Source organism: Ferruginibacter sp., from assembly GCF_014377975.1.
Taxonomy (GTDB): domain Bacteria; phylum Bacteroidota; class Bacteroidia; order Chitinophagales; family Chitinophagaceae; genus Ferruginibacter.
Genome location: NZ_JACMOO010000106.1, coordinates 1 through 10,584, shown reverse-complemented (window position 1 = coordinate 10,584; position 10,584 = coordinate 1). Strand labels below are relative to the sequence as shown.

Below are 10,584 nucleotides of genomic sequence, written 5' to 3'. Positions count from 1 at the left end.
TCGGCCATTTGTGGGATGGCTTTGTGCGAAACAAAACTCCCGAAATCAATGGTATCGAAGCCCACTTTTAATAAGGCATTGATATATTGTATTTTTTTTTGTGTGGGTATAAAGTTTTTCCAGCCCTGCATGGCATCTCTCGGGCATTCTATTAATTGGATCGCAGGGGGTATTTTGATCATGCTTTTGTAAATATTTAGATAATTTATAAACAAAGGGCAGCATATTTTATATGCTGCCCTTACAAATTAATTGAAAATATATTACTGTGTTTCTTTTATTTTTTTATCGTACGCTGCAGATTTTACTGCATCTTTTTTTACATCGTAAATATTCTTTAATATCACCAGTGCCTGCCTGTAATTTACTTTTTCGCTGCCTTTTGGTTTTGCGTTATCTGCAAATAAACTAACTACTTTTTCAGCATAAGGAATGGCATCATTCATTTGTTTGGCTGAATTGGCTTCCAGTTCCTTTTTAGTTTTTAAATCTGATGGTTTAGGTCCTTTTATTTTTCTTGCATCCTCTGATATATCGATGGAATTATTATACAAGAAATTAGCCATTAAAAAATTTGCTTCCGGGGTAGATTTTACTGCAATAGCCTGCTTCAATATTTCCGGCAACTTCTCTTTATATGGATTTGCATTGGCGGTTTTCATTTCATCTGAATAAATATACCTGTACAATTCAACGCTGTAGTTAAAAGGTAAAATATAATTGTCCGGGTACTTTGCCATCAGCGCATCATACTTGCCGAAAATTGCAGGTTTTTCTACCCCTTCTGTGGCCTGCTCAATTTCAAGTGCCGTCCAGTAATCGATATTTTTGGGATATAATTTTTTGCCTTTTTCTATTATGCCAATAAACCCAACTGAATCTTTTTTTGTTTTATAATAGTCTGCCAGGTATTGATAAGCATCCACGTATTGGGTATCAGCTACGTTGGCATCCACTAATTTCTTGTAAAAAATTACTGCATCCTCTTTTTTCTTTGCGTCATTAGCAGCAATAGCGGTATATAAAATCAACGTAGTGTCAATGCCATTGAATTTATATTTGTTGGCACCCACTAGGTTTTTTGAATAAATAAAATCGTGTACCTCCACCGCTTTTTTAAAATTTTCGAATGCTACCTCATAATTTTTTTGTGTGTATGCTTTAACACCCAAATCAGAAGAAAATCCGACATATAGATCAAAGAGCAGAGAATTATTTTCGTCCAGAGAAAGTGGAGCTTTCGGATCTAACTGAAAATATTTCTCTAAGGCATTAAATGCTTCCGTTTTAATGGCGCTTGCAGCGGTAATGCTTAAAGCAGAATCTTTAGAGGTAAGGTCATAAGCATACCCTTTATAATACCATCCATCAGGCTTCAGTGCATTTTTTTCTATTGCAAGGTATTTGTCAACTGCTTCTTTTGCAGGTTTGGTTTGCCGCAACAATACGTATTTTTTAACTTCGTCAAGGCTTTGTGCAAATGCAACATTCACGATCAATATTGTGGCTGCAAAAAAGGAAAGTTTCTTCATCTCAAATTTTATTTTAGGGGTTAAAGATATTAGTTTGTTGTTAATTAGGATAAAAAGATCAACAAAAATCCATAAACCATGCCATATTTGCAGCATCCTTTAAAATAATTATCAAAAATGCCCATCGTGTACCGACTTTGATCAGTAAAGTTTGAGGTAAGCCTTCTGCAGGAAATTGAATACGGTACGATCTGCAGCGCCAGGGATGGGAGCAAGTACCCCGTAAAGCGCCGTATACTGGCCGTTTTGCGAAGCTGAAAGGTAAATTAGGCGCTGCGGAGTACTGCGTACAGCCCGCCCGGGCGCCCTGGTACCATTCAATAAAATCATATTTAAATTAAGATGAATCCGGGGATAGCAACAAACAGCTTTTTCAACTTTGCTTCTTTATAAAATAGTTTATTGTTTCATTTACATTTGCGTAAATAAATATTAAAAAATATTGATCTCTCCCAACACCATACAACAAATACTAAGCAGGATTGATATTATTGAGATTGTGGGCACTTTTGTAAAACTTAAAAAACGAGGCACCAATTACCTTGGCCTCTGCCCTTTTCACAACGAAAAATCACCTTCGTTTACGGTGTCGCCGGCAAAAGAAATTTACAAATGTTTTGGTTGTGGCCGCAGTGGCAACAGCATTGGTTTTTTGATGGAGCATGAAAAGTATACGTATGTAGAAGCCCTGCGATGGCTGGCTCAGCGGTATAATGTGGAAATTGAGGAAACAGAAGTTTCGCCCGAACAGAAACTGCAGCAGCAAAGTGCAGAGAGTTTATTTATCATCAATAATTTTGCTCAGCAGTTTTTTACCAACCATTTATTAAATACCGAAGAAGGACAGGATATTGGGCTGAGTTATTTGAAGCAGCGTGGTTTCAGGGAAGAAATTATTAAAAAGTTTCAGCTTGGTTTTAACCCCGAGGCAAGGGATAGTTTTTCCAAAGCGGCAATTCAGGCGCAGTACAATATTGAGCTGCTGCAAAAAAGCGGTCTTGTAGCCATAAGGGATGAAAGACCCGTGGATAATTACCGCGGCAGAATCATTTTTCCGATACACAACCAAAGTGGCAAAGTGGTTGGTTTTGGAGCCAGAATTTTAAAAACAAATGATAAGGCACCCAAATACATCAACACGCCGGAGAATGATATTTATGTAAAAAGCAAAATTTTATACGGCAGTTATTTTGCCCGCCAGGCCATTGATAAAGCCGATGAATGTTTGTTGGTAGAAGGCTATACCGATGTGGTGAGTCTGCACCAGGCGGGTATTGAAAATGTGGTGGCGAGCGGTGGTACTTCACTCACCGCAGACCAGTTGCGGCTGGTAAAAAAATATACCAATAACCTTACCATTATTTATGATGGCGATAGTGCCGGTATTAAAGCAGCCCTGCGTGGGCTTGACCTTGCGCTGGAAGAAAGCCTGAATGTAAAACTGGTGCTGATACCGGATAAGGAAGACCCGGATAGTTATGTGCATAAAGTGGGCGCTGCTGCTTTTAAAGAATTTATTGCCGCCAATAAACAAGATTTTATTCTGTTTCAGTTATCTGTTTCTTTAAAAGATGCCGGTACTGATTCGGTAAAAAAATCAGCTGTGGTGAACCAGGTAGCAGAAACCATTTCTAAAATAAATAAGGCAGAAGATTTTACCCGGCAGCAGGATTATATAAAACAAAGTGCCGAATTATTAAAGATTGAAGAAGGCGGCCTGCATGCACTGGTAAATAAATTTATCAGGGAAAAAATTACCGGTGAAGAAAATAAAAGCAACCGCAAAGAATCCCATGACAGTTTTGCACCACCAGCAGCACCTTTTGAAATTGAAGACGATGCCATTGGTTTATTAAACAGGGATGAACAGCACGAAAGAGCCATGGTAAGGAGTTTGCTGGAATTTGGCCTAAAGGAATGGGAAAATGAAGCCAGGGTGGCAGATCATATTTTTACAGAAATTGAAGGCAATCAACTGGATGAAATGATTGACAATAAAAGCCTGGTTGATTTAATAAATACCTATAAAACTATGTACGATGCGGGGCTGGAACCCAATGCAAAAACATTTTTATACCACGAGGATTTTGCATTAAGCGCACTGGTAGTAAGCGTGATGGATTACACCTATGAAATAAGCCCCAACTGGAAAAATATTTTTGAAGGTAAGATTGCCACCAGGGATGACCTCTACAAAGAAGAAGTTTTCAGTACCTTAAATTATCTTAAATTGAGAAAGATAAAACGCATGATGGATGAAAACCAGCGTGACCTGGAAAAGGAACATACCATGGAAGAGCAGATGGTATTTTTACAGATTCACCAACATTTAAAACACATGGAAATTGAGTTAACCAAACAGTTAGGTACGGTAATTTTCAGGTAAGTAGTGAATTGCGCAAACAATGCTTTACAGGATTAAATAATCTACTGTCTTTATAAATAATTCACCATTGCCCACTCACAAATGATAACTCACAACTCACCTTGTTTTCCCTCGTAAAATTTTGAAAGGCCATCTTTATGCAACAGCATTTTTATCAACTGTATTACGGCAGTTAAAGTGAATATGCCGCCAATTACCCAGTTAAGGTATTGCTGGCTGTTGGCAATGCGTTCTACCATCCATTTACCACCAAAAATAAAAACGCAATTGCCCATCAATGTTCCCAGCCCAATACCAACAATATACATATTGTATTGACTCTGCACAGGCTGCAGGATATTTTTAGTAAGCAACACGGTGCTCCAGCCAAACCAAAAAGGTATTTGCACCGGGTTGATGGCACACATGAACATGCCCAGTAAAAACCGGTTCAGGTGGTTATTGAGCAGTATATTCTTTGTATTTCCTCCACTTTTGGCTGCCGCAATAAAACTGCCTGCGGCCAATGCAACAATGATGACCAGTGTTATCCATTCCATTATTTTCATCAGCCTTACCTGCTTACGAACCCAACCAATGCCCACCAGTGAAAGACGCACGTACACCATTTCTACCATCAAAGAACCCAATGAAAACCAGATAGCTTTAGGGACACTTTCCTGTATGCCAATTTGCATGGCTGCCACATTTAAAGTACCCAATGGCAGTGATCCTAAAAAACTAATTAACAGCCCCCAAAAGAAAACCTTTATAATTTTTGCCATATAACAAAGATAAGCGGTTTGCAAAATGTGTTGTGGTACAGCGTTTAAACTTTTTCAAACCTTTTTCAAGTGAGCATTCTTTGAAATACTCTGCAGCAAAGGGTTTTCACGTTTTTAACCAGCTTACTAAAAGGCAATAATTACGAATGGTATGATACTATAAATCCTAACTATTTTGGCAGGTTTTGAAGTACTGGCATAACTATCTTACATTACAGCATAAATTATCAACTTGATAAAATCATCTACCATACAATTATTGCGGTTTCAGTTCTCCTTTTTTTTGATGCCGGTGTATTGGTTTGCATTAAGCCAAACCAATCAAATAAACACCGTGCATGCCATACTCATTTTTATTATACTGCATTTGCTGGTTTATCCCGCAAGCAATGGCTACAATAGTTTTATGGACCGGGATACTGAAAGCATTGGCGGTATAAAAACACCCCTGCAGCCCACCAGGCAATTATTTTATGCAACCATTTTGCTGGATGCAACGGCCATTGCACTCAGTTGCCTTATCAGTATATATTTTGTGGTGGGTATTATTGCCTATATACTTGCATCAAGGGCTTATAGTTACCGCGGAATTCGTTTAAAGCAATACCCCGTTATAGGGTACATCACGGTCATTTTTTTTCAGGGAGCTGTCACATTTTTTTTGGTGATGCATGGCAGCAGTGCTGATAAAACCTTATCTGCACCCGCGTTTGCAATGATCGCCGCTTCGTTGCTCATTGGTGGCTTTTATCCACTTACCCAAATTTACCAGCACAAGCAGGATAAGGCCGATGGAGTAAATACACTGAGTTTGTTACTCGGCTATAAAGGCACTTTTATTTTTACAGCTATAGTGTATTTTTTTGCTGTTTCAACACTGGCATATCAATTGTTATCAACTTTACAGCAACATGGTTTTTTTATTATTCAAATCTTTTTTGTTCCAGTGCTCGTATATTTTTTCTGGTGGTTCAGGCAGGTAGTCATTAAACATACTGCGGCAAATTTTGTTAATACGATGCGGATGACCTTATTGGCATCTGTTTGCACCAATGCTGCTTTTATTACTTTATTTTTAATTGAAAAACTTTGAGCAAAATTATTTCGATAGCAACTGGTGTACCCGCATATAAACACAGGCAGGAAGACATTTTTAATTTTGCTGATACGGTTTACAGTACCAATGAAACCGACAGTCGTAAGCTAAAATTTTTATACCGGCACAGTGGAATCGATACCCGGTACAGCGTGCTGCCTGATTACAGCACCAGTGCGGAAGACAGACAATTCTATTCCAAATCCAACAACCTGGAGCCTTTTCCGGATCTTGAAAAAAGGATGCAGTGGTTTGCCTGCAATGCTACAAAACTGTCTGTTAAAACCATTCTGGATTGTATTGAAGGTAAAATTGAGGTAGCCGGAATTACCCATTTAATTACAGTTAGCTGCACGGGCATGAGTGCACCGGGAATGGATCTTGAAATTATGGAAGCATTGAATTTGTCGCCGAATATTTTCAGAACCTCCGTAAATTTTATGGGGTGCTATGCTGCTATCCATGCATTAAAAATTGCGGATGCCCTCTGCAATAATGATACCACTGCCAATGTAATAATTGTGTGTACAGAATTGTGTACCCTTCATTTTCAAAAAGAAAATTCAATCGACAATATTACCTCTACCCTTTTGTTTGCTGATGGTTGTGCAGCGGTATTGATTCAACATAATATAGCAGCAGCAAAGGGATTGGTGCTTAAAAACTTTTTTTCTGATGTTGCCTTTAAAGGAAAAAAAGACATGAGCTGGCAATTATCCTCCCACGGTTTTTTAATGACTTTAACCGGGTATGTACCCGACCTGGTTAAAGAAGATTTTGATGGCTTATTGAACAAAGCCCTCAAAAATGCCAACATACAAAAAGAAAGCATCAGCCATTGGTGCATTCATCCCGGAGGTAAAAAAATACTGGAAGCCATACAGCAAAGCACGGGTTTAAAAGAAGAACATTTGCAATATAGCTATGACGTTTTAAAAGCGTATGGCAACATGAGTTCTCCAACTGTTTTATTTGTATTGCACAAAATATTGCAGGAACTGGAAATAAATGAAGATAAAGAAGCTGCTGTTTTCGGAGTTGCTTTTGGCCCGGGTTTAACCATGGAAACCTTTATTGCAACCTATGATTAATCTTGCTGAAAGATCCACAAAAAAAGAAATATTAGATGATGATAATATTCCTTTTGCCGATATCCGGAAAAATATGCAGGAGCTTAATATAATCAATTCAAATCTCGGCGGGCACGCTATTTCTATAAAAGGAATACAAAAGTTATTGCAGCTATGCGAAACAAATCAGCCAATTACTATTTGTGAAATTGGCTGTGGTGGAGGTGATAATTTACATGCCATTGAAAAATGGTGCAATAAAAAAAATATTGCTGTAAACTTTATCGGTATTGATATAAAGCAGGAGTGTATTGACTTTGCCCAACAGCAATATCCATTGCTTCCCTGTCGCTGGATGGTATCAGATTATGAGTATCTTTTGTTTGAAAATGGTAAACCCGATTTTATTTTCTCGTCACTTTTCTGTCATCATTTTGGTGAACAGCAATTAATTGGTATGGTACAATGGATGCAGCAACAAAGCCGAAAAGGCTTTTTTATCAACGATCTTCACCGGCATTGGCTTGCCTATTATTCTATTCAACTGATCACCCGGCTTTTTTCTAAATCTTACCTTGTAAAAAATGATGCTCCGCTTTCTGTTGCAAGAGGCTTTACTTTATCTGAATGGAATACTATTTTTACAGGAGCTGGTATACCACATTACTCCGTTACCTGGAGATGGGCTTTCCGGTATTTAATTGTTTACGTACATGAATGAAACAATACCATACGATGTAACCATTATTGGTGGTGGTCTTGCAGGGCTGGCGCTTTCTATTCAATTAGCTGCCAAAGGTTATTTGGTTGCGCTTTTTGAAAAAGAGCACTACCCTTTTCATAAAGTGTGCGGCGAATACATCAGCCTGGAAAGCTGGGATTTTATTGAAAGTCTGGGACTGCCTTTATCTCAAATGCAATTGCCCATTATAAAAAAACTCATCGTCAGTGCACCCAACGGCAGTATGTTAAAACATAATTTACCCTTAGGGGGTTTTGGCATCAGCCGCTACAAGATGGACTTTGAATTAAAAAAGATTGCAGAATCTGCCGGAGTAACTGTTTATGAAAATTGCAAAGTAGAGGACGTAGTTTTTGAAAATGAAAAATTTAAATTACACACTGTAAAAGGAATATTTACCAGCACCGTTTGTGCGGGAAGTTTTGGCAAAAGAGCTAACCTGGATGTAAAATGGAAACGTAATTTTATTCTTAAAAAAAATAATAAACTCAGTAATTATATTGGGGTAAAATACCACATCAAAACAGATTTTGCCGGAGATACCATTGCATTACACAATTTTAAAGATGGCTATTGCGGCATATCTAAAATTGAAAACGATACCTGGTGCCTCTGCTATCTTACCAATGCTGCCAATCTTAAAAACAGTAATAATTCCATCAGCGAACTGGAAAAAAATGAGCTTTATAAAAACATACATTTAAAAAATATTTTTGATAGTGCTACCCTGATGTTTGAAGCGCCCATCACAATTTCGCAAATATCCTTTGCAAAAAAAGCACAGGTTGAAAACCATGTGTTGTTATGTGGCGATGCCGGGGGCGTAATAACTCCGTTGTGTGGCAATGGAATGAGTATGGCTTTGCACAGCAGTAAACTGGCAGCGGCAGCCATCGGTGAATTTTTACAACATAAAATAAACCGGCAACAAATGGAAGAATTATATACCGGTAACTGGCAACAACAATTTGGCAAAAGATTAAAGGCCGGAAGATTGATACAGGAAGGATTTGGCAAAACATGGATCACCAATATGTTTATCGGTATTATGAAAAAGCTGCCTTTTATTACTAACCTGCTGATTAAGCAAACGCATGGCAAGCCTTTTTGAAATGAACCAGATAAGGCAGCAGACATTGGCCTCACCCTATTTTTAAATCGATTGCTTTCATGGCAGTGGTAAGCTTTCTTGAATCTGTTAAAAATTTACGGCCTTTATTTAATGGCCATGGTTCTACACCCCGTTGTCTGTTGTATTTGCTTATGTGATAAAGAGCCTTCCAGTGCTTGAGTATTTCTTTGTAAGCTCCTGATAAAGTATAGCCCGTATCATAAAAATGGTTGGGTTCTGCACCACAGCCATTGTATTCTAAAATAGTAAAATTTTTACCGGCTTTAAAGTCTTCAACATTGGTACACATAATATCATATCTGCCATAATAAAATTCATTGCCGGTGCTGCTAATATCATCAAACAGATTTACCAGCCGCCCATCTATCTCATTTTTTAAATCAATAAAACGTGCGCCCCGGTTATGGTTGGCTGCATAACTCAACATATATTTTTCACCTTCGGTCACTGGCTGCATCCACGCATCTGTATGTTTGGCACGCAATGATTTCAGGAGTTTATTTCCTTTGGGATGTTGCTTCACCAGGGTTTCCAGCGTATCCTTACCGTTGCCGGTTACCTGCAATGGAATTTTATGCAAAAATCCTGTAATGATTCCCTTACTTTCGGCGGGATGCCGGATATAAAATACACTTACTTCCATTGGATACTGCACTAGTTGCTGGACAATGTATTCCCATTGCATCAGGCTATGGTAATGCTGCAATTCGTGCAGGTTGTTAATTTTGCGCAGTAAAATGCCTTGCCCGCCAACTTCAGGCTTCACGATAAATGGATACTGAATATTATGGAGTAACAATTTTTCCTGAACAATCACAATATCTTCTGATGGTAAAACAGTAAATGTTGGAGGATACAATTCTTTAGGTAACAAATCGTACATTTCCTTTTTGGGCTCTCCCTCCATTCCGCCGAAAGTAATTTTCGGATTGCTGGATGTAAAAAACCAAACCGCTTTTGATTTGATGACATACCACAACCAAAAAACAGACAATGGTGTGTACAATAATTTAAATGGCCAGGCTTCCCAGTTTGTGATGCGTTGTAATATATTTTTCACTCAATTAATTATTTTTCAAAATTAATATCTTCCTTTTAAAAATACCTTAACAAAACGGCACCGTTACAAAACCAAACTAAAGTTACAGACCCATTTTTTGCAATAATTTAATTTTCAGGCTCATTTTTGCGCATTTTTGTTGACCGTTTTCCCTTTTTTTTAGGAGCTTTTTTGCTACTTAAAATCCTTAGTTGAATCTGTCTTTAAAATATTGAAAACACGTGTAGACTCACGCCCCGATTATCATAAAAATGATATCTCCGCCATGGCACATTTACTGGTAGTTTTATTAACCGGTTGGCTGGTAAACACCACACGGCATCTGCTAAAACAATCGGCCATCCTTCATGTTTAAAAAGAAAAAAAGCTTTCGCACAAAAATAAGTGTAGACAACAGCGTAAAACAACAACGATAAATAATACAAATTAAGCGATAAAGCGAACCAACCGAAAATCTGAAACAATTCCCCAAAGCGTGGTAACAAAAAAATAAACCGCTTTAAGCAAATAAAATTTGTGGTACACAAAACGCCACCAAAAAAAATAAAACGCAACCTGTTGCTTAATTTGGAGCTTCTTAGTGGCAAGGTGGCTTAAAATTAAAACAAGGGATAAAAGACAATTTTATATTTTAAAATGAGCAGCGCACTTCTGCCACCGCATGCATTTCGCACATAAAAAACCCGGTCACAAAAGTGATCCGGATCCTTTACGATTGCTTGCCAGCTATGTTATAAATCTTTCTTTTTATGAAGAAAAATTTAATTGATCTATCTTAAAAACAACATTTCCCTGTACTTAG

9 protein-coding genes and 1 pseudogene are annotated in these 10,584 nt (G+C 37.9%); 6 read left to right on the top strand and 4 right to left on the bottom strand.

The features are described from left to right. Together H7254_RS06325 and H7254_RS06320 are read right to left on the bottom strand one after the other, a co-directional pair. A pseudogene (locus H7254_RS06325) lies at positions 1-182 on the bottom strand (hypothetical protein); the annotation flags it as partial. 81 nt (positions 183-263) lie between these two features. Beyond that, the gene (locus H7254_RS06320; RefSeq protein ID WP_301932168.1) at positions 264-1,532 is read right to left on the bottom strand and encodes a hypothetical protein; all 1,269 of its coding nucleotides are present in this window, start codon (positions 1,530-1,532) and stop codon (positions 264-266) included. A 442-nt stretch (positions 1,533-1,974) separates the two neighbouring features. Here H7254_RS06320 and dnaG point away from each other — a divergent pair, with 442 nt between their 5' ends. Next, positions 1,975-3,918 (top strand): DNA primase, encoded by a 1,944-nt coding sequence (dnaG, locus tag H7254_RS06315; protein WP_301932167.1) that lies wholly within the window; start codon positions 1,975-1,977, stop codon positions 3,916-3,918. 89 nt (positions 3,919-4,007) lie between these two features. Here dnaG and H7254_RS06310 read toward each other — a convergent pair whose 3' ends face one another. Beyond that, positions 4,008-4,682 carry a LysE family translocator gene (locus tag H7254_RS06310; protein ID WP_301932166.1) on the bottom strand — a complete coding sequence of 225 codons (675 nt, stop codon included), beginning with the start codon at positions 4,680-4,682 and terminating at the stop codon, positions 4,008-4,010. A 232-nt stretch (positions 4,683-4,914) separates the two neighbouring features. Between H7254_RS06310 and H7254_RS06305 the strand changes: the two genes are divergently transcribed. Genes H7254_RS06305 through H7254_RS06290 form a run of 4 tightly spaced genes read left to right on the top strand, consistent with a single transcriptional unit; the run spans position 4,915 to position 8,701 of the window. Continuing rightward, positions 4,915-5,775 (top strand): UbiA family prenyltransferase, encoded by an 861-nt coding sequence (locus H7254_RS06305; protein ID WP_301932165.1) that lies wholly within the window; start codon positions 4,915-4,917, stop codon positions 5,773-5,775. Beyond that, entirely contained in the window at positions 5,772-6,869 is a 1,098-nt protein-coding gene (locus H7254_RS06300; protein WP_301932164.1) for a type III polyketide synthase, read from the top strand. Before H7254_RS06305 ends, H7254_RS06300 begins: the two co-directional genes overlap by 4 nt. Next, on the top strand, positions 6,862-7,569 hold the full coding sequence (locus H7254_RS06295; RefSeq protein ID WP_301932163.1) for a methyltransferase domain-containing protein: 708 nt from the start codon (positions 6,862-6,864) through the stop codon (positions 7,567-7,569). The genes H7254_RS06300 and H7254_RS06295 overlap by 8 nt, the downstream gene beginning before the upstream one ends. Next, on the top strand, positions 7,562-8,701 hold the full coding sequence (locus H7254_RS06290) for an NAD(P)/FAD-dependent oxidoreductase (protein ID WP_301932162.1): 1,140 nt from the start codon (positions 7,562-7,564) through the stop codon (positions 8,699-8,701). The genes H7254_RS06295 and H7254_RS06290 overlap by 8 nt, the downstream gene beginning before the upstream one ends. Positions 8,702-8,732: 31 nt before the next feature. Here H7254_RS06290 and H7254_RS06285 read toward each other — a convergent pair whose 3' ends face one another. Then, complete coding sequence (locus tag H7254_RS06285; protein ID WP_301932161.1) at positions 8,733-9,782, bottom strand: hypothetical protein; 1,050 nt, start codon at positions 9,780-9,782, stop codon at positions 8,733-8,735. Positions 9,783-9,993: 211 nt separating this feature from the next. Here H7254_RS06285 and H7254_RS06280 point away from each other — a divergent pair, with 211 nt between their 5' ends. Next, positions 9,994-10,137 carry a hypothetical protein gene (locus tag H7254_RS06280; RefSeq protein ID WP_301932160.1) on the top strand — a complete coding sequence of 48 codons (144 nt, stop codon included), beginning with the start codon at positions 9,994-9,996 and terminating at the stop codon, positions 10,135-10,137. Positions 10,138-10,584: the final 447 nt, after the last annotated feature.

What these genes read in the sequence shown, in the direction of transcription:
- H7254_RS06320 (WP_301932168.1), bottom strand. Translation starts at nt 1,532, where the DNA reads ATGAAGAAACTTTCCTTTTTTGCAGCCACAATATTGATCGTGAATGTT.
- H7254_RS06310 (WP_301932166.1), bottom strand. Translation starts at nt 4,682, where the DNA reads ATGGCAAAAATTATAAAGGTTTTCTTTTGGGGGCTGTTAATTAGTTTT.
- H7254_RS06295 (WP_301932163.1), top strand. Translation starts at nt 6,862, where the DNA reads ATGATTAATCTTGCTGAAAGATCCACAAAAAAAGAAATATTAGATGAT.
- H7254_RS06290 (WP_301932162.1), top strand. Translation starts at nt 7,562, where the DNA reads ATGAATGAAACAATACCATACGATGTAACCATTATTGGTGGTGGTCTT.